Origin of the sequence: Candidatus Planktophila sp., assembly GCF_036734405.1 — a bacterium.
In the GTDB taxonomy this organism is placed as follows: domain Bacteria; phylum Actinomycetota; class Actinomycetes; order Nanopelagicales; family Nanopelagicaceae; genus Planktophila.
On record NZ_DAIMYR010000002.1, the window covers coordinates 48,740 to 69,651 of the forward strand.

General features: G+C 46.0%; 20 protein-coding genes and 1 tRNA gene. 8 read left to right on the forward strand and 13 right to left on the reverse strand.

The window, feature by feature from the left end; translation table 11 throughout:
- The first annotated feature begins 51 nt into the window (after positions 1 to 51).
- Positions 52 to 288 (forward strand): ACT domain-containing protein, encoded by a 237-nt coding sequence (locus AC9UC2_RS02345; protein WP_509524862.1) that lies wholly within the window; start codon positions 52 to 54, stop codon positions 286 to 288.
- Here the strand turns inward: AC9UC2_RS02345 and galK are convergent, their stop codons facing one another.
- The 3 genes from galK to galT are packed head-to-tail and all read right to left on the reverse strand — an operon-like array spanning position 289 to position 3,493.
- Positions 289 to 1,425, reverse strand: coding sequence for a galactokinase (gene galK / locus AC9UC2_RS02350; protein ID WP_509524864.1), 1,137 nt, complete (start codon positions 1,423 to 1,425; stop codon positions 289 to 291).
- Between the two features lie 2 nt (positions 1,426 to 1,427).
- Positions 1,428 to 2,381, reverse strand: coding sequence for a UDP-glucose 4-epimerase GalE (galE, locus tag AC9UC2_RS02355; protein WP_509524867.1), 954 nt, complete (start codon positions 2,379 to 2,381; stop codon positions 1,428 to 1,430).
- Positions 2,381 to 3,493, reverse strand: a complete 1,113-nt coding sequence (gene galT / locus AC9UC2_RS02360; protein ID WP_509524870.1) for a galactose-1-phosphate uridylyltransferase — start codon at positions 3,491 to 3,493, stop codon at positions 2,381 to 2,383. Before galT ends, galE begins: the two co-directional genes overlap by 1 nt.
- Positions 3,494 to 3,513: 20 nt before the next feature.
- On the opposite strand from galT, the gene AC9UC2_RS02365 reads away from it, so the two are divergent.
- Positions 3,514 to 5,616 carry an alpha-galactosidase gene (locus AC9UC2_RS02365; protein ID WP_509524873.1) on the forward strand — a complete coding sequence of 701 codons (2,103 nt, stop codon included), beginning with the start codon at positions 3,514 to 3,516 and terminating at the stop codon, positions 5,614 to 5,616.
- Here AC9UC2_RS02365 and glpK read toward each other — a convergent pair.
- Positions 5,613 to 7,103: a glycerol kinase GlpK gene (glpK, locus tag AC9UC2_RS02370; protein WP_509525448.1), complete on the reverse strand. Its 1,491-nt coding sequence runs from the start codon at positions 7,101 to 7,103 to the stop codon at positions 5,613 to 5,615. The two genes, AC9UC2_RS02365 and glpK, sit on opposite strands and share 4 nt — an antisense overlap.
- A gap of 63 nt (positions 7,104 to 7,166) precedes the next feature.
- Here glpK and AC9UC2_RS02375 point away from each other — a divergent pair, with 63 nt between their 5' ends.
- The gene (locus tag AC9UC2_RS02375) at positions 7,167 to 8,828 is read left to right on the forward strand and encodes a glycerol-3-phosphate dehydrogenase/oxidase (protein WP_509524876.1); all 1,662 of its coding nucleotides are present in this window, start codon (positions 7,167 to 7,169) and stop codon (positions 8,826 to 8,828) included.
- On the opposite strand, the gene AC9UC2_RS02380 is transcribed toward AC9UC2_RS02375, so the two are convergent.
- The 4 genes from AC9UC2_RS02380 to AC9UC2_RS02395 form a co-directional block, all read right to left on the reverse strand.
- Positions 8,818 to 10,437: a glycoside hydrolase family 25 protein gene (locus AC9UC2_RS02380; protein WP_509524878.1), complete on the reverse strand. Its 1,620-nt coding sequence runs from the start codon at positions 10,435 to 10,437 to the stop codon at positions 8,818 to 8,820. The genes AC9UC2_RS02375 and AC9UC2_RS02380 overlap by 11 nt on opposite strands.
- Positions 10,434 to 10,691: a hypothetical protein gene (locus tag AC9UC2_RS02385; RefSeq protein WP_509524880.1), complete on the reverse strand. Its 258-nt coding sequence runs from the start codon at positions 10,689 to 10,691 to the stop codon at positions 10,434 to 10,436. The genes AC9UC2_RS02380 and AC9UC2_RS02385 overlap by 4 nt, the downstream gene beginning before the upstream one ends.
- Before the next feature lie 41 nt (positions 10,692 to 10,732).
- On the reverse strand, positions 10,733 to 11,398 hold the full coding sequence (locus AC9UC2_RS02390; protein WP_509524882.1) for a response regulator: 666 nt from the start codon (positions 11,396 to 11,398) through the stop codon (positions 10,733 to 10,735).
- Positions 11,399 to 11,485: 87 nt separating this feature from the next.
- Positions 11,486 to 12,334, reverse strand: a complete 849-nt coding sequence (locus tag AC9UC2_RS02395) for an ADP-dependent NAD(P)H-hydrate dehydratase (protein ID WP_509524884.1) — start codon at positions 12,332 to 12,334, stop codon at positions 11,486 to 11,488.
- An 85-nt stretch (positions 12,335 to 12,419) separates the two neighbouring features.
- Between AC9UC2_RS02395 and katG the strand changes: the two genes are divergently transcribed.
- Entirely contained in the window at positions 12,420 to 14,573 is a 2,154-nt protein-coding gene (katG, locus tag AC9UC2_RS02400) for a catalase/peroxidase HPI (protein WP_509524887.1), read from the forward strand.
- Between the two features lie 16 nt (positions 14,574 to 14,589).
- Here the strand turns inward: katG and AC9UC2_RS02405 are convergent.
- The 3 genes from AC9UC2_RS02405 to AC9UC2_RS02415 all read right to left on the reverse strand — a co-directional run bounded on the left by AC9UC2_RS02405 (position 14,590) and on the right by AC9UC2_RS02415 (position 15,354).
- A tRNA-Ile gene (locus AC9UC2_RS02405) sits at positions 14,590 to 14,663 on the reverse strand.
- Positions 14,664 to 14,677: 14 nt separating this feature from the next.
- Positions 14,678 to 15,010, reverse strand: coding sequence for a lycopene cyclase domain-containing protein (locus AC9UC2_RS02410; RefSeq protein ID WP_509524889.1), 333 nt, complete (start codon positions 15,008 to 15,010; stop codon positions 14,678 to 14,680).
- Positions 15,007 to 15,354: a lycopene cyclase domain-containing protein gene (locus AC9UC2_RS02415; protein ID WP_509524891.1), complete on the reverse strand. Its 348-nt coding sequence runs from the start codon at positions 15,352 to 15,354 to the stop codon at positions 15,007 to 15,009. The genes AC9UC2_RS02410 and AC9UC2_RS02415 overlap by 4 nt, the downstream gene beginning before the upstream one ends.
- A gap of 51 nt (positions 15,355 to 15,405) precedes the next feature.
- Here AC9UC2_RS02415 and AC9UC2_RS02420 point away from each other — a divergent pair, with 51 nt between their 5' ends.
- Together AC9UC2_RS02420 and AC9UC2_RS02425 are read left to right on the forward strand one after the other, a co-directional pair.
- Positions 15,406 to 16,353 (forward strand): Brp/Blh family beta-carotene 15,15'-dioxygenase, encoded by a 948-nt coding sequence (locus AC9UC2_RS02420; RefSeq protein ID WP_509524893.1) that lies wholly within the window; start codon positions 15,406 to 15,408, stop codon positions 16,351 to 16,353.
- A gap of 4 nt (positions 16,354 to 16,357) precedes the next feature.
- Positions 16,358 to 16,960, forward strand: a complete 603-nt coding sequence (locus AC9UC2_RS02425) for a M23 family metallopeptidase (RefSeq protein ID WP_509524895.1) — start codon at positions 16,358 to 16,360, stop codon at positions 16,958 to 16,960.
- Between the two features lie 52 nt (positions 16,961 to 17,012).
- Here AC9UC2_RS02425 and AC9UC2_RS02430 read toward each other — a convergent pair whose 3' ends face one another.
- A complete protein-coding gene (locus tag AC9UC2_RS02430; protein WP_017956305.1) occupies positions 17,013 to 17,216 on the reverse strand; it encodes a cold-shock protein in 204 nt (67 codons plus the stop codon).
- A 272-nt stretch (positions 17,217 to 17,488) separates the two neighbouring features.
- Here AC9UC2_RS02430 and AC9UC2_RS02435 point away from each other — a divergent pair, with 272 nt between their 5' ends.
- On the forward strand, positions 17,489 to 17,998 hold the full coding sequence (locus tag AC9UC2_RS02435; RefSeq protein WP_509524900.1) for a DUF3145 family protein: 510 nt from the start codon (positions 17,489 to 17,491) through the stop codon (positions 17,996 to 17,998).
- Positions 17,999 to 18,014: 16 nt separating this feature from the next.
- The gene (locus AC9UC2_RS02440) at positions 18,015 to 18,773 is read left to right on the forward strand and encodes an SIMPL domain-containing protein (RefSeq protein WP_509524903.1); all 759 of its coding nucleotides are present in this window, start codon (positions 18,015 to 18,017) and stop codon (positions 18,771 to 18,773) included.
- On the opposite strand, the gene glgX is transcribed toward AC9UC2_RS02440, so the two are convergent.
- Entirely contained in the window at positions 18,770 to 20,899 is a 2,130-nt protein-coding gene (glgX, locus tag AC9UC2_RS02445) for a glycogen debranching protein GlgX (RefSeq protein WP_509524905.1), read from the reverse strand. The genes AC9UC2_RS02440 and glgX overlap by 4 nt on opposite strands.
- Positions 20,900 to 20,912: the final 13 nt, after the last annotated feature.

The window sequence follows — 20,912 nt, forward strand, 5'->3', positions numbered from 1 at the left end:
TCAAGTAATTACTTGGACGAGGTTGAAATAGTGTCAGGGTATTGTTAAGCCATGGCACTATTTCAACTTAACGTAGCTCTTCCAGATCGTCCAGGTTCTTTGGGGCTATTGGCTTCAGCTATTGGCGCAGCAGGTGGGGACATTCGCGCGCTTGCAGTTGTGAAATCTGAAGATGGTCGTGGCTACGACGACATCACTGTTGCGGTGCCAGGAAATGATCCAACTGATCTGCTCAATGTCTTAGGTGCAATCGGTGGGGTAGAAGTTCTTTCAATTACCCCTTTGTAATCAACGACGCGAAAGAAGCTCTGCGCCTTGACTTGGCAAAGAGGTAAAAAAGCGCGGTGCTTTAAATCCTTTACTTGAAAATCCTTTTTCAATTGCCTTTATCGTTTCAGTTGTTTTGCTTGCCTGAATAAGCGCGATTGCGCTTCCACCAAAACCACCACCCACCATCCGAGAGCCCAATGCACCTGCAGCTAAAGCCGCATCAACTGCGGTGTCTAGTTCTGGGCAAGAAACGGTGTAGTCATCTCGCAAAGAAGCATGAGATTGATTGATTAATTCTCCAACTTTTGCAAAATTTGAATCACTCAGGGCCTGGACGCAATCAAGAACTCGCTTCATTTCAGTTACTGCGTGGTGGGCACGGACAAACTCTGTTTCTGTAAGTGATCCTCGTGAATTCTCGAGCTGTTCCATTGTTAATTCGCGCAAGGATCTAATCCCAAGTTTTCCAACAACGGATTCACATGATGCACGGCGCTCGGCATAACCACCATCAGTTAATGCGTGATGTGCTTGAGTATCAATGATCAATAGCTCTAAACTGCTGGATGCAACATCAAAAGGAATATTTTTGGTGGATAAATCCCGGCAATCCAACAACAAGGCCGAACCTTGAGTCGCCATTAAAGAAACCGATTGATCCATGATTCCACATGGAACGCCCACATATTGATTTTCAGCTTTTTGAGTCAGCCGTGCTAACTCTTCAAGGTTAAATCCCAAATCAAAAAGGTGATTCATCGCTGTTGCAACCGAACATTCAAGTGCTGCAGATGAAGAAAGACCTGCACCAAGTGGTACATGGCCATCAATTAATAAATCAACACCATCTTTTACTCCCAGTGCCCAAAGAACTCCAAGGGCATAGCGCTCCCATTCACCCTTTAAGCCTGGTTTCACCTTGCTGATATCAACGTTCACAATCTTGTTTCGGCGTTGGGCAGATGCAATGCGAACCGTTGAATCATTACGTTTTCTAGCAGCTACAAAAGTTCGATCCTTGATAGCAAATGGCAAAACAAAACCATCGCTGTAATCAATGTGCTCACCGATTAGATTTACTCGACCAGGTGCGGCAGCTACTAAATCTGGTTCGACGCCAAAGGTTTCTAGAAATTTCTTTTCAATCTGGCTCATTGTTACGCCATTGAATTTAAGGTATCGGCAACCATGGCTGTGATGTCACGAGTTGGAGCCCAATCCAGCAGTTTTTTTGCTTTAGAAATATCAGCAATCAGGACAGCAGGATCACCAGCTCGTCGAGGCGAATCGACAAAAGGAATTTGATGCCCAATTGCATCACTAGCAGCCTTTACGACTTCACGAACTGAATAACCCGAACCGCTTCCCAAGTTGTAAATCTCATGACCCGGCTTTCCTAAAGAGTTCAAAGCTTTAATATGAGCATCAATTAAATCAATAACATGAACGTAATCGCGGATGCAAGTGCCGTCTGGCGTTGGCCAATCAGTTCCAAAAATTTTGACTGGGTTGGCATCGGAACTGCGCAAAACATTGGGGATCAAATGGGTCTCTGGATTATGACGCTCAGCAAGCCAACCGCGTTCTGCCTTAAGTGCCCCGGCTACATTGAAGTAACGAAGAGATGCCGCAGAGATTGCATGCTTAGCCGCTTCTTCAGTGATCATGTGATCAATCGCTAACTTGGTTGCACCATATGGATTAGTCGGTTCAGTAGGTGCAGTTTCTAGAATTGGAACAACTTTTGGTTCTCCGTACGTTGCGGCGGATGAAGAAAAGACAATCTTGTTAATTGACTGCTTACGCATTTCATCGAGCAGAATACGAGTTCCATCAACATTTACTGATTGATACAGGTCAGGCTTTTCAACTGATTCACCAACAAGAGATTTACCAGCAAAGTGCATAACTGCCCCGCAGCCAGTCAGTGCATCAGCCACCTGTGTTGCACTTAAAAGCGAACCTTCAATGAAACGTACGCCCGCTGGCACAGTGTCGGCATGCCCCATGCTGCAATCATCCAAGATTGAGATTTCAAATCCCTGCTTGAGTAAAATCTCAACTGCAGTAGAACCGATATATCCAGTTCCGCCTGTGACCAGAATGCGCATTACAAAACTACTTCACGAAGCTGTGCGGCAGATTGCTCTGGACGCATGTCCATAATAAAAGCACCCATTGCAGATTCAGATCCAGCAAGGTACTTCAACTTTCCAGGTGCTCGCCTGACACTTGTTATCTGCCAATGCAGTCGCAGCAGATCTCGTCCAACGCGAACAGGCGCCTGATGCCAGGCTGCGATATATGCCATTTCAATTCCAAAGACACCATCTAACCGTCTGGTTACTTCAAGTGCGATTTCAGGGAATGCATCTCGGTCTTCATCGGTCAGTTCAGTTAAATCTGCTACGGGGTTTAAAGGAGTTACATGAATTTCAAATGGATAGCGAGCCGCATATGGAACATAAGCAATCCATCGTTCATTGCGAGCAACAATTCGCACTTCATCAAGAATTTCACGCGCTACAACTTCGTCAAAGAGAACCTTGCCATTTTGCTGCTTGTACTTGCTTGCCGCAGCCAACATCTTTTCCACGCGTGGCGGTAGATATGAATACGCATAAATTTGTCCATGTGGATGAGAAAGAGTTACACCAATTTCCTCACCTCGATTTTCAAATGGTGCAATGTGCTGAATAAAACTTTCCTTTGAAAGCTCTGCCGTTCTATCAATCCACGCTTCCAGCAAAACTCGAACTCGTTGAGCAGATAAATCCTTAAAGGCATTGCCGTGTTCGGCGGTGAAACAAATTACTTCACATTTTCCTGCAGCTGTTCCCAAATCTGTATCTGGACCAACAATGTCTGGCAGAGCCCAGTCTCCAACTGGCGGACGCAATGACGGAGAACGGTTATCAAAAACGACTACTTCAAAATCTGATTCTGGAATCTCGGTTAGAAGTTCACCAGTTGTCGGGCATAAAGGACATAACTCTTTGGGCGGAAGAAAAATTCTTCCTTGACGGTGCGCTGCCATGGCAATCCACTCATTAACCAGTGGATCAAGTCGAAGTTCACCAATTCCTGGCTGTTCTTCTTGAGGGCGAGAATCCTGAGCATTGCGCGCTTGGCCGGCGGTGTCGTAGTAACGAATTGTTCGCCCATCGGCCATTTGGCGATCATTTCTTGTGACGCCGGCGTTAAGTTTTTTACTCTCGCTCATAGTGTCGTTACTCTACCTTTGTGAGCAAGCAATCTGCACTATTGAGCGTCCCTACATCTTCCTTGTTACTCGAAGTTGTGGACGGAGCCCTCATTATTCAACATTGGGGAGCACCGCTGCAGGGAGAGCTTGCATCGGTACAAACTGCAATTCGCCCATCGATTGCAAACAGTTCATGGGATTTTCCGCAGTTCCCAGGAATCATGCGCGAAAGTTCCCGAGGTTTTCTGGGGCGTCCCACCTTGTCAGGTCATCGATCAGGAAAAGCATGGTCGACAAAGTTTGAAGTAACTGATTTTCATCACAACGCAAATCACGTCGCAGTTACTTTCCGAGATTTCCATGCCGAACTAGAAGTTATCGTTACTTTTGATTTAGATAAATACGGAGTCTTGTCACAAAAGAGTTCAGTTAAAAACATTGGTTCAACTGATTACACCCTCAACGAATATATTCATTGGCTGCCGCTGCCTAAAGAGGCAACTCAAACTCTAGATTTTGCAGGACGTTGGTCAAATGAGAGAAACCCTCAAAGAAAAGATATTGCAACTGGAACATGGGTTCGCGAATCTCGCGAAGGTCGAAGTGGCCATAATTTTTCAATCGCAGATATCGCACTTACTCCGCAGACTTCATTTCAATCTGGAAATGCATGGGCCACAAGTATTGCCTGGAGCGGAAATTCTCACTACTTAGTTGAGAAACTCTTTGATGGTTCAGTTTCAATTGGTGCTGGAGAACTATTGCTTCCAGGTGAATTAACTCTGACAGCTGGCGAAAGTTACGACGCTCCCGCTTTGATTTCAGTTTTCTCCGCTGAAGGTTTAGATGGCATTAGCGCTGCCTACCATTCACACTTACGTGCTCGCCCAGTGCATCCAAAGCGCCCACGTCCATTGACGCTTAACATGTGGGAAGCGTTGTATTTCGACCATAATGAAGAAAAGATCAAAGCGCTCATCGATGTGGCAGCCGAAATTGGTATCGAGCGCGTTGTTTTAGATGATGGCTGGTTCCATTCACGCCGAGATGATCGCGCCGGACTTGGCGATTGGGTGATAGATCCAGCGGTCTGGCCTAATGGTTTGTCACCCATCATTAAATACATCAATGACAAGGGAATCGAATTTGGTCTTTGGTTTGAAGGCGAAATGGTTAATCCAGATTCTGATCTCTACCGAGCACACCCTGAATGGATTTTGCATGAAGGCGAACGTGTTCCACCGCTATGGAGACATCAGTTGGTTTTGGATATTGGTCATGAAGGCGCGTTTAACCATGTGCTTGAGCAAACATCTGCAGTACTTTCTGCGCACAACATTGCCTACATTAAATGGGATCACAATCGCGTTCTGGTAGATGCGGGCCACCTTGGTCAAGCTGGAGTACACCGCCAAACGCAAGCAATTTATCGCTTGTTTGCTGAACTAAAAAAGCGTCACCCAGGTTTGGAGATTGAATCCTGCGCATCTGGCGGAGCACGTATTGATCTTGGAGTAATTGATCTTGTTGATCGCTTCTGGACAAGTGATAACAACGATGCTTTGGAACGCCAAACAATTCAGCGCTGGACTTCGCAAGTTATTGCCCCTGAACTTCTTGGAACTCACATCGGCCCAACCCACGGGCATCAAACTGGCCGCACTCTTGAACTATCAATGCGCGCTACTACCGCGCTGTTTGGCCATGCTGGAATTGAATGGAACATCACTGAAGCAACTGCACAAGAGCGCAAATATTTAGCGACGTGGGCTCAGTACTACAAGGACAATCGTGCGCACTTGCATTCAGGAAAGATGGTTCGCGTTGATTATCCTGAATCTCATGCCTATCTACATGGTGTTACATCACATGATCATTCACGAGCAATCTTCGCCTACGTTCAATTAACGCCAACAGTTTCGATTCATCCATCACCACTAAAATTTCCCGGCTTGGATCAAGCTGCAAGTTACACAATCAAAGCGGTTTTCCCTGCAGGTAAACCACGATTTATGTTGATTACTCCACCTGATTGGATGAATGGATTAACTCTTTCAGGATCTGCCCTTGTAGCAATTGGTGTTACTGCGCCAATTCTGGCTCCTGCAAATGCTTTCTTAATTGAAATTACAAAGGCTTAATCAATCCAATTCAAGGTGCGTTCGACCGCTTTCTTCCATGCCGCATAGCCAGCAGTTCGCTGTTGTTCAGTGCTTGTCGCACTCCAGCGCCTTGATTGTTGCCATTGCTTTCTCACTTCATCGGTAGATGACCAGAAACCAACCGCAAGTCCGGCTGCATATGCTGCACCGAGGGCAGTTGTTTCACCGATAAGAGGACGGGTGATGTCAATTCCCATGACATCTGCCTGCATCTGCATACATAAGGAGTTTGCAGTGATTCCGCCATCTACACGCATCTCTTTCATGGGCACTCCGCTATCTGCAACCATCGCATCCATTACGTCGCGAGTTTGATAGCAAATGGCTTCTAGCGCGGCTCGTGCAAGGTGAGCTTTAGTGGCTGCACGCGTCAGACCAACAATTACACCGCGTGCATCGCTGCGCCAATAGGGAGCAAAGAGTCCAGAAAAAGCTGGCACAAAGTACACGCCAGCAGTATCTGTAACCGAAGATGCCAAGTTTTCAGTTTCTGCTGCGTTTGTAATTATTCCTAGTTGATCCCGCAACCATTGAATCGCAGAACCTGTAACAGCAACTGAACCCTCGAGCGCGTAATGAGCAGGCTGATCACCCAATTTGAAGCATACAGTTGTTAACAGGCCATTTTTTGATCGAACAATTTCAGTTCCGGTATTTAACAGAGCAAAGTTTCCGGTGCCATAAGTTGTCTTTGATTCACCGCGTTCAAAACAAACTTGTCCCACCATTGCCGCTTGTTGATCACCCAATATTCCGGCAATTGGAATTGAGGTACCAAATGGTCCATGAGGATCAGTCATGGCATAGATTTCTGATGATGATTTAATCTCAGGAAGAGCTGTACGTGAAACTCCAAAAATTGATAGTAGTTCCTGATCCCAATCAAGAGTTTCTAGGTTCATCAAAAGTGTGCGACTTGCATTGGTGACATCGGTTGCATGTACTCCGCCGCGAACACCACCGGACAAATTCCAGAGCAACCATGAATCAATAGTTCCAAATCGTGCATTCTCACTCTTTGCTGCTGGAACGTTGCTAAGGAACCAATTCATCTTGCTTCCAGCAAAGTACGGGGCGATTGTTAACCCAGTCTTATGGCGAATTGAGCTCTGTTGTTCTTGGGTCAGGGTTGATAAGAAATCAGTTGTTCGGGTGTCCTGCCACACAATGGCATTGCTTAAAGGTTGGCCAGTTGTTACATCCCAGACCACAGTTGTTTCTCGCTGATTAGTTAAGCCAATAGCTGCAAGATCTGAGCCCAATATGTTGGCTTGTTTGAGCGCTCCAGCAATAACCTCTTGCACCCGCTCCCAAATTTCAGCGGCATCATGTTCAACCCATCCAGCCTGCGGCAATATCTGGCGATGTTCCATTTGATGCTGTCCAACTACTTGGCCCGAATGATCAAAAATCATAAATCGAGTACTACTGGTTCCTTGATCCAAGCTGCCGATGTAAGCCACGATGCGCAAAACCTCTCGCTGTAAGTTAGTCTTAGCGTACTCAGTCGTAACGGAGATTCAACGCATATGTTCTTGTCGCAACTTGGCCCAGACCAGCGCGAATCTGCCGTCTCACAATTAGCCACAGAGCAATTCGACATCCTGGTTATTGGCGGGGGAGTTACCGGCGTTGGAGCAGCCCTTGACGCTGCTTCTCGGGGACTCAAAGTTGCCCTGATCGATTCACAAGATATTGCAGCTGGAACTTCAAGCAGATCCAGCAAGTTAATCCATGGCGGACTGCGCTATTTGGAACAGTATGACTTCAAACTTGTTCGTGAAGCTTTGCATGAACGTGAATTAATGGTCGCAACACTGTGTCCACATCTAGTAAAGCCAGTTGGATTTTTATTTCCATTGACTGAAAAGTTTAAAGAGCGCACCTACGTTGGTGCAGGTCTTGCTTTGTATGACGCGCTTCGTGGATTTCAGCGAGCCTTACCTTGGCACAAGCACTTAAGCCAAAAACAAATTAATGAAATTGCGCCTTCACTGCGCCATGACATTGTTACCGGTGCAATTAAGTACTTTGATGCCCAGGTTGATGATGCAAGGCACACCATGTCGGTAGCACGTACTGCCGCACGTCACGGCGCAATCATCGCAACTCGCGTTGCAGCTGAATCATTGATTCGTGAAGGTAAGCGAGTTGTTGGAGTAAATGCTCGTGATCTAGAAACTGGAAAGAAGATTGCAATCAAGGCCGGAGCCACAATTATGTGTGCGGGTATCTGGAGCGATGAGCTGCATGAAAAATTTGATCTTAAGCCGGGATACGGCGTAACCATGAGCAAAGGTGTGCACATTGTGTTGCCAGGCTCAGCGATTAAATCTGACGCTGGAATTATTTTAAAAACTGCGGTTTCGGTTCTTTTCTTGATTCCATGGGGAGATAAGTGGATCGTTGGAACAACAGATACTCCTTACGATGGCGATCGCGCCGAACCGTATGCATCACGCGAAGATGTTCAATACATTCTTGATCAAGCTAACCGAGTTTTAAAGCCAAAGTTAAAGGCTGAAGAAATCATTGGCGTGTACGCAGGATTGCGCCCATTGGTTGCAAACATTAAGAGCGCGACAACAACAAAACTTTCACGCGAACACACTGTTGATCGACCTGCAGCCGGATTTGTTTCGATCGCAGGTGGAAAATACACAACCTACCGAGTTATGGGTAAAGATGCTGTTGATCGCGCAGTTATTGAGCTTCGTCGCATCACACAAGATTCAGTTACTGAAAAGCTTCCATTAGTCGGAGCAGATGGATACTTCGCGTTAGAACAGCAAAGAGAGCGTATTGCGCAAGAAGCCGGACTTGATGTTGAAACTGTGACTCATCTGCTTAATCGTTACGGTTCTTTGATTAGTGAAATTCTTGAAATCATTGACGAGCAACCAAAACTGGCCAAGAAACTAGATGCAGATCTTCCGTATATCAAGGCAGAAATCGTTTATGCCGCCTCTCATGAAGGCGCACGAACAGTAGATGATGTCATTTCACGCCGCACACGTTTGGCCTTTGAAGCCGAAGGCCATGGTGTCCACTTGGCCGATGAAGTCAGTGCATTGATTGCACCAATTTTGGGTTGGAGCACGAAGGAACGCAAAGAATCAGTTGCAGCGTATGAACAACTTGTAGATCGCGAACTAGCCGCTCTAGATGAGCTTTTAGAGGCTAATTCTTAATCTGACCTCGGCAACTATCTGTGACTGGTTTCTTGGTTGCAGTTGGTGATGGTGTTGGTTTTGGAGTCGGTGTCGGTCCCTGCACAATATCAAAACTTACATCCACACTTGAGACTGCATGCGTTCCAGAAACATCCTCGAGCAAAATCTTTCCCTTAAAACTTCCGGCAGGCATGCCTCTTAGTTCAAGGGTCCAGACACCACTTGTTTCACGCAAAATACGTTGAGTCGGTTTTATCTCCGGTGTCGTTGATTGATCAAATTCAAATTTCACAGTTCCTGTTACAACTGGCAAACCAGTTGGCCGTGTGACATTAACTCTAAAAATTGCCGGCTTGTTGGTAGTACTTGAGCTTTGATTAGTAAGGATCATGGTTGTAGGTTCTTGTTGAGGCATCAAATCAACCAAAGTTGGTTTCCATACACCCTTAACTAATTCCAAAAATGACGATGGCGTTCCTCGAAACACATTCAGATCTAGTCTGTTTCCGGGGACTCCATACTTTGGTGCAATCCCACATGATGAATATTGCCAAACGGTCCACTGCGAATCACAGTTTGCACCTGTCCATGAGTGTACAAAGCAACCTCCAGGCTTCACGCCTGGCTGATTAATTGGATTTGCCGGATCGATTCCATATTGAGCAAGCCATAATGGGTATTGAGCTAACTCTTTCGAGCGAATCATTGAACTCTCAAGAAAACTTGGATACGAGTATAAGAATGGAGTTCGGCCTGTTTTCTCCTTTAAGGATGCAAGAAATGTAAGTGCCCACAAAGTTACGTGACTTCTCGATGCATTTTTCAGACATGCACCACTAGATGAATAACGTACACATTTATTTTCCAGGTCTAATGCATATGGCAAATCTCGATCTGAGTATCCGCCCATAGAAGCTAGTCGCCACACAACTTTTTGGGCTTGGGCTAATGCGTCTTGCTTAATTTCCTCACGGGTTGTTACATCAGGTAGAGAGGCGTAGTGATAAAAACCTGTATACAGCCCTGCAGCTTGTGCAGCATGATGGTCCATGGCTGCATATTTAACTGCAAGACGATCTGATAACTCTCGAGTGTCTGATGCTTTGATGAATACAAATCGCATACCCGCTTCATACTTCTTTACAAAATCAATTGGCTTGTCATTAGGGTGTTGCCAACGGCTTACATCGGTGCCATGAATTCGACCACCAGGGCCCTTGAGATCTATAAATTGTGCTGGGTCAGCATTTGATATCTCTGGCTGCTGCTTTACGGTAATTCCACGAATAGGTGAGTACACACTCATTCCATTTATTTCGGTAACTGCGCGATATCGAACCTTTGCATTAAGTGCGGTAGCCAGGGCTGTAACTCGCCACGTTCCTACCCTTGTAACTTTTGTTGCAAACCGAGTTGTTGTCCACTTTCCATCTGTATCAACTTGAATCTTTACAGTAGCACCTGACTTGTTGGGCTTCAGATTGCCATACATGGTCAATAGAGTTTCAGTAGCACTTGGTGTCTGCCGAACCTGCATACTTAAAACTGATGTTGCACCTACTGATTGAGGGGCTCCGACCAATCCAACTATGAGAGCTGTAGCTAAAAGTAATATCTTTATCTTCATTGTTCCCTTATATCTACTGTTAAGCCAAGAACCTGATGAATAGATGAGGTTAGTGCGGCCTTAAGGTTTGGACGGGTTTCTGCGTACTCATGAGATGCTGCAAATTTGCGGCTATCTGAAAAGTCCAGAGTCAATAGGTTGTCTTCAAAACTGATCAGGCGAGCATCGAAGTAAGCGATCCAAGCGATTCTGTTCTGAGACTCTAAATTATCGAGCACATCGTTCCAGCGACTACGAATCTGCTCGATCTCCATAGAGGCGAACTTTACCCGTGTAGGTGAACAGAAGCTTTCCCTTAGTGAGTAGGCGCGCCAATCCATTTATGGAATTCATTAACCAACTGGACTCTCATATTTTTTCTGTGATCTGGCTGAATATTCAAAGCAATCGCGACTCGAGACAAGACCTGCTCTATAGCTTTTTCGCTAACAAAGCGTAAGCGCCCGATTTCGGCATTGGTAAGTCCATCGGCAGCAAAACGAAGTGTTTGTATTTGTATATCTGACAGTGAAGACATCAGGGAATGTGACTCTTTGTCGTGCAAAGTTATTCCACCATTTACCCAAGCAACTGTGTCATCTTGATTAAAAACGCGAGAAGCGGAAATGACATCACACAGCCCAGCCAAGCTGCTCAAGGAATCCTTCAGAACAAGTAACGCTCCTGTCGGCATTTGTGAAAGTTCTTCACCGATCAATCTCATATCTGCGCACGGAACCAGAATTACTACTCCAATACCAGATGCTTCTTTACGAATTGCGTGAGCGATATCGACAGAATGCTCATGGCTTTTGTGCATATCAATCAAAAGGACATTGGGCTGCAAACTTCTGAACAAATTAATTGCCGTACTTTTCTTACGAGCTTCTCCCACAACATCAACACCATGAAGCTTTAGGGCTGCACCTACACTTGATAGCTCAAAGGAATCATCAATGATAACTAATACGCGATCGCTCATACCTGCAAGGTTACGCGGAGTAACTTTTATTTGGGGAGTTTCTGTGCCAATTGAGAGTTAGCACTAGTTGGGCTGATTCCTAATGAACTAGTTCTTGAGTAACTTCGCCAAAGTTTCAGGTATTGCATCGATGATTGCCTCTGCATTAATCGGAGCACCACTTGAGGCACGAACTGCGGCTTGATTCTGGACAAAAGCTGCAGTTGCAGCGACATAGGCCAGGTGGTTGTAATCATTGAGAATCTCAATTGCATTAGTAGCGACCAGTGCACCCATAATTCCAGCCAATACATCGCCGCTGCCGGCAGTTGCAAGCCATGGCGTTGCAACCGGTAGTTGAATCAAAATCTCATCATTTGCAACATACGTTGTAGAACCCTTGAGCAAAACAGTTACTCCTAAGGTATCTGCAGCATTTTGAACCCACTTCTTGGGATCTCCCTCAATAGCTTCGGCGCTTACTTTTAATCCACGCTCAGACAACAGTTTTGCAAGTTCGCCGCTATGAGGAGTAATAACCGTGGGCTGCTCTAATGATCCTGCTAAGTAAAGTGCTCCGGCATCCAAAATAGTTGGAACCGATTGCAACCTGACTAACTTGAACCAGCGATGGCGTAACCAGGTTGTGAATTCAGAAAATTGCTTTGCATTAATTCCACTACCTACAACCCAAGCGGCAACTTTGCCAGGTTGAACAACGGCTGATGGGGTTGAATGCAAAACTAAATGTGCAAGACCAGATGAGCTGTGAAAACGAACCATTCCAACTCCGGTTGCAGATGCTGCAGCGGTTGTTAAAACTGCAGCCCCAGGAAACTGCGCAGAACCAGTAATGAGACCCAGCACTCCGCGACTGTATTTATGGTCAAGATCGGACGGGGTGATGATGCAATTAGTTGCATCTTTAGCGCTCCACTTTTTCACAACTCTTGTCATGGGGTTGAGTCTATCTCTCTTAATTTGCGGGGCTTTGCTGCTACATCCATACTTAACCCACTCAAAGGTATTAACAGGAGGAATCATGGACGGAAAGTGCCCAGTAGCTCACGGTGCAAACACTCAAACAAGTGAGTCAAACACATATTTGTGGCCCAATGCTCTAAACCTGGACATCCTGCACCAACATGATCGCAAGACAAATCCTTTGGGTGAAGATTTTGATTATCGCGAAGAAGTTAAAACTTTAGATTTCGCTTCATTGAAAAGCGACCTGCATCAATTCATGACACAGACACAAGAGTGGTGGCCAGCTGACTGGGGTCACTACGGCGGATTGATGATTCGTATGGCGTGGCACTCTGCGGGTACTTATCGCGTTGCCGATGGTCGTGGCGGCGCAGGCACAGGCAGCTTTAGATTTGCTCCACTTAATTCATGGCCAGATAACGGCAACCTAGATAAGGCACGTCGCTTACTGTGGCCAATTAAGCAAAAGTATGGAAACAAACTTTCTTGGGCTGATTTATTTATTCTTGCCGGAACAATTGCTTACGAGAGCATGGGATTAAAGACTTTTGGTTTTGCTTTTGGACGCGAAGATGTGTGGCACCCAGAGAAAGATATTTACTGGGGTTCTGAATCTGAACTGATGAAGCCAAGTGATGAGCGCTATGCAGACACAACTGATGCAAGCTCTTTGGAAAACCCACTAGCTGCGGTGCAAATGGGATTAATTTATGTGAACCCAGAAGGTATTAACGGAGTTTCAAATCCATTACTAACCGCACAACATGTTCGTGAAACTTTTGCACGCATGGCAATGAATGATGAAGAAACAGTTGCATTAACCGCTGGTGGTCACACGGTAGGTAAGGCCCACGGAAATGGCGATGCATCTCTATTGGGTCCAGCACCAGAGGCTGCAGACATTTTTGAGCAAGGATTAGGGTGGAACAACCACACAAAGCGCGGCATTGGTCGCAACACTGTAACCAGTGGAATCGAAGGTGCTTGGACAACAGAGCCAACTAAATGGGATGCTGGCTATTTTGAAATGCTTTTCAAGCACGAATGGGAACTTGTAAAGTCACCAGCGGGTGCGCATCAGTGGGAGCCAAAGAACATTGCTGAAGTTGATAAGCCGGTAGATGTTGAAGATTCATCAATTCGCTACAACCCAATGATGACTGATGCGGACATGGCAATGATCATTGATCCGATCTATTTGGAAATTTCGAAGAAGTACCATGAAAATCCAGCGCTACTAGATGATGCATTTGCTCGAGCGTGGTTCAAGCTAACCCACCGCGACATGGGTCCAAAAATTCGCTACATCGGTCCAGATGTTCCACAAGAAGATTTGATTTGGCAGGATCCAATTGCTGCAGGAACAACTGCTTATGATGTTGCAGCGGTTAAGGCAAAGATTGAGGCCGCAGGACTTTCTGTTTCAGAACTAGTTTCTACAGCCTGGGATAGCGCACGTACTTTCCGTGGGTCTGATCTTCGTGGTGGTGCAAATGGATCTCGAATTCGTTTAGAGCCTGCTCGTAAGTGGGAAGGCAACGAACCTGCTCGCTTAAATAAAGTTCTGGCAGTACTTGAACCAATTGCAACAGCAACCGGCGCAAGCATTGCTGATGTAATTGTTTTGGCAGGAAACATAGGTGTCGAAAAGGCGGCAGCAGCTGCTGGTGTCAAGATCTCTGTTCCATTTGCTCCAGGTCGCGGAGATGCAACGCAAGCTCAAACTGATGTTGCAAGCTATGCGGTTCTAGAACCGATTCATGATGGTTTCCGTAACTGGGTAAAGAAGGAATATGCAGTTACTCCAGAAGAGTTGTTACTGGACAGAGCACAGTTGATGGGCCTAACAGCTCCAGAAATGACGGTACTTCTTGGCGGTATGCGAGTACTTGGTACAAACCATGGTGGATCATCACATGGTGTATTTACTAAGAATGTTGGCGCACTTACAACTGACTTCTTTGTAAACCTGACAGACATGAAGTACACATGGGAACCAGCGGGTGAAAACTTGTACAACATCCGTGATCGCAAGAGCGGTGCTATTGATTGGACTGCAACTCGCGTTGATCTGGTCTTTGGTTCAAATTCGATTCTTCGCTCATATTCTGAAGTCTATGCACAAAACGATAACAAGGAAAAGTTTGTTAAAGATTTTGTTGCTGCATGGACCAAGGTGATGAACGCTGATCGCTTTGATCTTAAGTAATTTTCACGAACTGAAGTGGGGCGGGTCGGGCTCGAACCGACGACGACGGAATTATGAGTTCCGGGCTCTAACCAACTGAGCTACCGCCCCTAAGGAACGGAACTTTACCGCGAATTTTTCTCGCGCTGGAATCCTCTGCGTCCCCAGAACTCCCAAAGTCCCATTACAGACAGTATGAGCGCAAAACCAAAGAGCAGGTCCTCGATGGGAGCAGCTGCGATTCGGTAACCTGTTATCGAATCTGGGTCATACATGACAATTCCTTTTCCATCATCACGAATGTGAGTCAGCCACCAGTTAGTCAATAACTGGAAAGGAAGAATGATCATGTATGAAAGCCAAAAAGCTAAACGAGTTAGTAAAGAATTCTTGAAAACGAAAAGGTCTACACACACCGCAACAAAAACTGCGGCAACAGCGATATCGCTATAGATCATTTCTTATCGTCCTTACCGAACTCTTTTTCACGCAGGTGTGGCTTGACTGTCGTCACACCTTCGATGGTAAGAATCGCTGCCATTGGAACGATGATGAAGAAGAGAAACTCTTCTAGTGGAATATCAAATGGTCCGTAGATACCAAGCATGCGATCTCGGTTGAAGAACCAATGTCCTTGAGCGATTGCATATGCATCCCAAATCAAGAACAGGGTGCTGATTGGAAGGATGCTCAACAGCGCACGCTTCCAGCGGCGCAGAACGCTGGTTTTCAAAACTACTTCTAACCAAAAAGAGCCACAAACAGTGAAGGCGAGCATCGCCATGTAACCAAATTTTTCCACGCCAGATCTTCTCACACCACCTTTGGTAGGGTTGTCGAAAAGGGGGCAGACATGCTGGAAAACGCAGTTGTACTCTTTAATCGAGTTCGCCTTTTCTCAACTATTTCTGTGATTCTTGGAATCCTCCTGTCGCTTCTTTTCTCTGATCTTTTGGGTGAAGGTTCAATGGGATGGCAGGTAGTAATCGCTGTTATCGCTCTGGCAATTGGTATTCCTCATGGAGCCCTGGATCACCTAGTCACCCTGCCCAAAGCACAACCGAAGAAGATGGCAATTTTTATTGTTGTCTATGTAGCTGTTGCAGTTGTTGCCGTGATTGGCATTCTGCAGTTCAACACCGTTGGCTTCATCATTGTTTTATTCATGAGCGCTATTCACTTTGGTATTGGAGATGCTGCCTTTATCAATGAGATTGATAAGAGAAGTAATACTGAGAGAAAACTTAATCGTTGGCTATATATTCCAGCCGCTGGATTTACCCCAGTGTTTATTCCACTAGTTAACTCGGCAAGCACCCAAGCTTTGGCATCGGTTAACCCCGACTTAATCAATTGGCACCAAGGGTTTGATTCAGAAATCTTGCTGGCTGTTAGTGGATTTGCTGTATTGGCAATTGTCGCAATGGGGTTTACAAAAAGATACAGAGAAGCTTTGGATTTAACTCTTCTACTGATGCTGGCTCATTTTGCACCGCCACTGATTGCATTTGCCGTCTATTTTGGATGTTGGCACGCGATGCGCCACACAGCACGGCTCACTCTCTCGCTTCCTCGAAGTATTGAGAACCTCAATCGAGGTTCGCTCAGGAAAGCATTTTCACAGGCAGTTATCCCAGGATTGCCTGCGCTGATCGGAACCTTTGTTGTCGCAGGATTGATGGCATTAAGTGGCCAAGATTTCTCAGATGAGTTCTTCTGGATGGCCCTCGTTGTTGTGTGGGCGCTCACTGTTCCTCACATGCTAGTTACCGCTAAATTGGATCGTGCAGCATTAACCTAGGGTCATGAAGTTAAAAGCATCTGCAATCGTTCTCTTGCTTATGGCGACCTCGTTTTCACCAGCCCAAGCCGCACCTAATTATGCATTTCCAATTGCGGGCTGTGAATACTCATATCCAAAGGCGCACCATAGCTATCCAGCAACAGATATTTTTACCAAGGTTGGATGTCGTTATGTCGCAGTTACTTCAGGTGTAATTGATGAAGTCAATCGTGTTGACTCATGGTCAGGCAAAACGAACCTTGGAATCGATCGCGGTGGTCTTTATGTTTCATTTATTGGTGATGATGGTGTTCGTTACTACGCATCTCACCTTCGCTCAATTCATCCAAGTATTCAACCAGGTGTTGCAGTTTCAGTAGGTCGCGTACTAGGAACAGTAGGAACAACGGGAAGTGCGCGCGGAACAAAACCTCACATTCATTTTGGTCTTTCCTGGAGCACGCCACCCCAAACGTGGTGGGTGCGTCGTGGAATGGTGTGGCCGTGGAAGTATCTAGATGCATGGAAAGCTGGGAAAGATCTTTCACCTGCAAAAGAGGTTGAAGCCAAACGTTTAAAGATTGGTGATCTTCCACCAGAACCAGTTAACGAAAAAAGGAAGTAAATAAAAAAACCCCGCCAGTTACCCGGCGGGGTTTTTTAATAGTTAGTGTTGATTAGGCAGGGTTTACTGCATCAGCCTGAGGACCCTTTGGACCCTGTACGACCTCAAATGAAACTGCCTGACCCTCTTCAAGGGACTTGTAACCGTTTCCTTGGATTGCTGAGTAGTGAACGAAAACATCTTGTCCGCCACCATCAACTGCAATGAAACCGAAACCCTTTTCAGAGTTGAACCACTTAACTGTGCCTGTTGCCATGTATTTATTTTCCTTCGATATGTGGGTGATCCGAGAAATCCTCGGTTCACGGTCTTCCTCTTGCTCCAGCGATACCGATTATGCAAAACATGAAACGGGTACTGATTAAGCGTCCGACTGAGGTGAACTCTACCGCCTGTCGCCCGGTATGCCTAAAGGGGGAGTAGACAGTTTTAGGCTCAGTGGTGTCTAATTGAGGTGTTCACGACGCAAGTTTGAGCCAAAAATGCTGCTGGGGAAGGTCGCATTTGGGCAACCTTGCAAGGAGAACCATGGAACGTTTAACCCCGCCATCAAACCGCCAGCAGGTGCGAGGCTTCTTAACTATTCATTCGGCGCCATCTGCGTTGCGCCACCATATTGATTGGGCGATTCAAGCCGTCCTTGGAACATGGGTGAAACCAACATGGACTGTGCAACCGCTTATCCCGGGTTCATACCGCATGCAATTAGAGTTTCGAGATCGCCAAGGCGCAGCTGCTGAATTAGCGAGTTCACTACATAGTTGGCATTACTTAAACTTTGAAATCATTGAAAGCACTGACAACGGTGGTGAACTCTTTAGGTGCACACCCGAACTAGGTATTCATCGCGCCGTGGTTGATCAATCAGGTGCAGTCATCCTTAGTGAAAACCAACTGAGCGCTGCGCTGAAAAATACCATGGACGAAGAAAGCATTCGTGAAGCCATTGCAACTCTTGTGGGAAATTCTTGGGAATCCGAACTAGATCGTTTCAGGAGTGTTGACCTTCAAGAGATCGCCCATCTGCGCGCAATCTAGCCAGTAAGATATGGACATGACTCAACTTAATGAAAGCCCAATCATCACTGTAGAACGCCGCAAAGCTGTAACAATTATTGTTGCAGCAGTAATCATGTCACTTGCAATTGGTGGCGGATTAATGCAGGTTGGTTCTGGTTTTGCATCACGCAGTAGCGACGGAATTACAGTTACTGGATCTGCAAAAACAACTGCAACTGCAGATAACGCGGTTTGGGTTCTTAATGTCAGTCTTTCATCACCAACAGTTGCAACTGCAGTGAAAAAGGTCGATGCCGACGTTGCCGCACTTTCGAAGTACTTAACTGAAGGTGGAATTCCAGCAGATGGGCTAACTCTTGGAGCAATAGGAACATATGCAAATGAGGAATACAGCAACGGAAATGCGACCGGAAGAATTCTTTCCTACCGTGCTACTCGTGAAGTAACTGTGCGTTCAACTGACGTGCAGTTAGTTTCAAAGCTAAGTCAAGGAATTGGAACGCTGCTTGCGACAGGAATCAATGCTAATAACTATGGTCCCCAGTATTACATTTCAAATCTTCCAGAGCTTCGCCCACAGTTGATGGCAGAGGCAATGAAGGATGCAAAGGTGCGTGCTGAAGCGCTAACTAAGGCTGTTGGCGGAAATATCGGATCACTTGTTAATGTAAAAGCGGGTCCAATTCAGATCACAACACCAGATTCAACAATGACTGCAGATTACGGCGCTTACGACACATCGACAATTGAAAAGACTGTCACTGCAACAGTTTCTGTAACCTTTAAGAGTTAATTGGGAGTCCGGCCGTGCGATACGCGGCCGGAAACTAACCACACAAGAACACTGTGCGCCGGAACCTGAACCTTTGCCGATGGCGCAGCAATAACTGGTTCGTACGTTTCCATCTTTTGTGATGCATCAAAAATACATCTAAAGGTTTCGCCCCAGCTTGTATCTGGCAAAGTAAATGATGTCTCTTCACTAGAAGAGTTGAGCATCAACAGAAGCGCTTTACTTGGGTCTGCCTCAACAAAAACAGTGATGCTTCGCTTTTCTTCATCCCGCCAGTGGTCATCGCTCATTTCATTGCCACCTAAGGAAAACCAGGCAATGTCTTTTCTGTTAGTGCCTTTATCGACTGCGCCAGTAAAGAACTCTGATGCAACATCTGCCAGATAGGTATCTCTAATCTCGGCAAGGGCTTTAACGGTATTCAAAATGTCTTGCTGTTCTGCATTTAGATTCCAGGGCAACGCCCAACCACCATTGAATGCCGCGTCGCCATCTTGGGTGTCATCAAGAGGCAGTGAGTAAGCGTTGTTGGAACCATTTTGTGTTCTGCTTACCTCATCACCCATATTGAGCATTGGAACACCGGAAGAAAGCATCAAGGTAGCTAGTAAAGATTTCTTAAGGCGATGACGAATTTCTTGAATGCGCGGATCATCGCTTTCGCCTTCATGGCCCACGTTCCACGAGCGGTTGGAGTCATTTCCATCAGCATTGTTTTCTAAGTTAGGCAGATTGTGCTTTTCGTTATAGGTGACCATGTCATGGATTGTGAAACCATCGTGGGCTGCAACAAAGTTAATTGATGAAGTTGGGCCACGGTAGTGAAAGATATTGCTAGAGCCACTGATGCTTGATGCAATATCTGAGACACCTTCACCGAATCCACGAGCTAAGTCGCCCAACCAGAATTGGCGCACGGAATCACGGTAAGCGTCATTCCATTCGCGCCATGGATGAGGGAAATCGCCTAATGAATACCTTGATATATCCCAAGGCTCGGCGATCATTTTAAAGTTTCGAAGCACGGAATCTGCACCGATTGCCGCCATTAGGGATGAATTAAAGGCGCTATCACTTGTGTATAAAGCGGTGGTCAGATCAAAACGGAAACCATCAACACCAATTACTTCAATCCACCAACGCAAAGAATCAATAATTTGGCGCACCGAATGCGGCTTGCTTGCGGCAAAAGTGTTTCCGCATCCTGTTACATCTACATAATTGCCATACGAATCTTGTCGGTAATAAGCATGTCCATCAATACCTTTGTAAGAAAGTGTGGGCCCAGCAACTCCGCCTTCTGCAGTGTGGTTGTAGACAACATCTAAAATCACTTCGATACCAGCAGCATGCAATTGATCAACCGACCACTGCAGTTCTGAAATCGGATCAGATGTCGCTGCGTACTCTTTGTGGGGAGCACTGAAAAGCAATGAGTTATATCCCCAATGATTCTTGCGACCACGGCTATAAATAGTTGGCTCAGTAATTGATTGCGCAATTGGCAAAAGTTCTAGCGCAGTAATTCCTATTGATTTCAAGTGCGCAATCGTGCTGGCGTGACCAAGGGCTTTATAGCATCCACGTTCATTCTCAGGAATTTCTTGGTTGAATGCGGTTAAGCCCTTTACATGTGCTTCGTAAACAATTGTCTTAGCCCAAGGAACTAGTGGACGATTGATCTGGCGAACCGTGTGATCTGTTACAACCGAAAATGGAACTTTTCCTGAGCTGTCACGAGAATCTTTTTCCTTCACATCACCATTGCCTTGAGCATCTAATGCAACATGACTATAAATTTCTGGCGAGTAAACGACATCACCATCAATTACATGCGCGTAAGGATCTAGCAATAACTTTGCTTCGTTAAAGCGCATGCCGTATTCAGGAATCCATGGTCCATAGACGCGGTACCCATACCGTTGGCCTGGTCGAACACCGGCAAGGTAGCCATGCCAAATTGGTCCATTTCGATGAGACATGGCATAGCGGGTCTCTACAAACTTTCCGTTGACCTCATTAAACAGACAGAGCTCAACAGCATCGGCGGCGTTGCTCCAGATCGCAAAGTTGGTCCCACCATCGGTGACGGTTGCACCAAGGGTTCGCGGATCTGCAGGAAGCATGGTGGGTATCTTG

Coding starts and splice junctions, on each gene's coding strand:
- AC9UC2_RS02385 (WP_509524880.1), bottom strand. CDS start 10,691: ATGGAGATCGAGCAGATTCGTAGTCGCTGGAACGATGTGCTCGATAAT.
- AC9UC2_RS02440 (WP_509524903.1), top strand. CDS start 18,015: ATGACTCAACTTAATGAAAGCCCAATCATCACTGTAGAACGCCGCAAA.
- AC9UC2_RS02425 (WP_509524895.1), top strand. CDS start 16,358: ATGAAGTTAAAAGCATCTGCAATCGTTCTCTTGCTTATGGCGACCTCG.
- AC9UC2_RS02375 (WP_509524876.1), top strand. CDS start 7,167: ATGTTCTTGTCGCAACTTGGCCCAGACCAGCGCGAATCTGCCGTCTCA.
- galK (WP_509524864.1), bottom strand. CDS start 1,425: ATGAGCCAGATTGAAAAGAAATTTCTAGAAACCTTTGGCGTCGAACCA.
- galE (WP_509524867.1), bottom strand. CDS start 2,381: ATGCGCATTCTGGTCACAGGCGGAACTGGATATATCGGTTCTACTGCA.
- AC9UC2_RS02420 (WP_509524893.1), top strand. CDS start 15,406: ATGCTGGAAAACGCAGTTGTACTCTTTAATCGAGTTCGCCTTTTCTCA.
- glgX (WP_509524905.1), bottom strand. CDS start 20,899: ATGCTTCCTGCAGATCCGCGAACCCTTGGTGCAACCGTCACCGATGGT.
- AC9UC2_RS02430 (WP_017956305.1), bottom strand. CDS start 17,216: ATGGCAACAGGCACAGTTAAGTGGTTCAACTCTGAAAAGGGTTTCGGT.
- AC9UC2_RS02435 (WP_509524900.1), top strand. CDS start 17,489: ATGGAACGTTTAACCCCGCCATCAAACCGCCAGCAGGTGCGAGGCTTC.
- AC9UC2_RS02410 (WP_509524889.1), bottom strand. CDS start 15,010: ATGATCTATAGCGATATCGCTGTTGCCGCAGTTTTTGTTGCGGTGTGT.
- AC9UC2_RS02390 (WP_509524882.1), bottom strand. CDS start 11,398: ATGAGCGATCGCGTATTAGTTATCATTGATGATTCCTTTGAGCTATCA.
- AC9UC2_RS02345 (WP_509524862.1), top strand. CDS start 52: ATGGCACTATTTCAACTTAACGTAGCTCTTCCAGATCGTCCAGGTTCT.
- AC9UC2_RS02380 (WP_509524878.1), bottom strand. CDS start 10,437: ATGAAGATAAAGATATTACTTTTAGCTACAGCTCTCATAGTTGGATTG.
- AC9UC2_RS02395 (WP_509524884.1), bottom strand. CDS start 12,334: ATGACAAGAGTTGTGAAAAAGTGGAGCGCTAAAGATGCAACTAATTGC.
- galT (WP_509524870.1), bottom strand. CDS start 3,493: ATGAGCGAGAGTAAAAAACTTAACGCCGGCGTCACAAGAAATGATCGC.
- katG (WP_509524887.1), top strand. CDS start 12,420: ATGGACGGAAAGTGCCCAGTAGCTCACGGTGCAAACACTCAAACAAGT.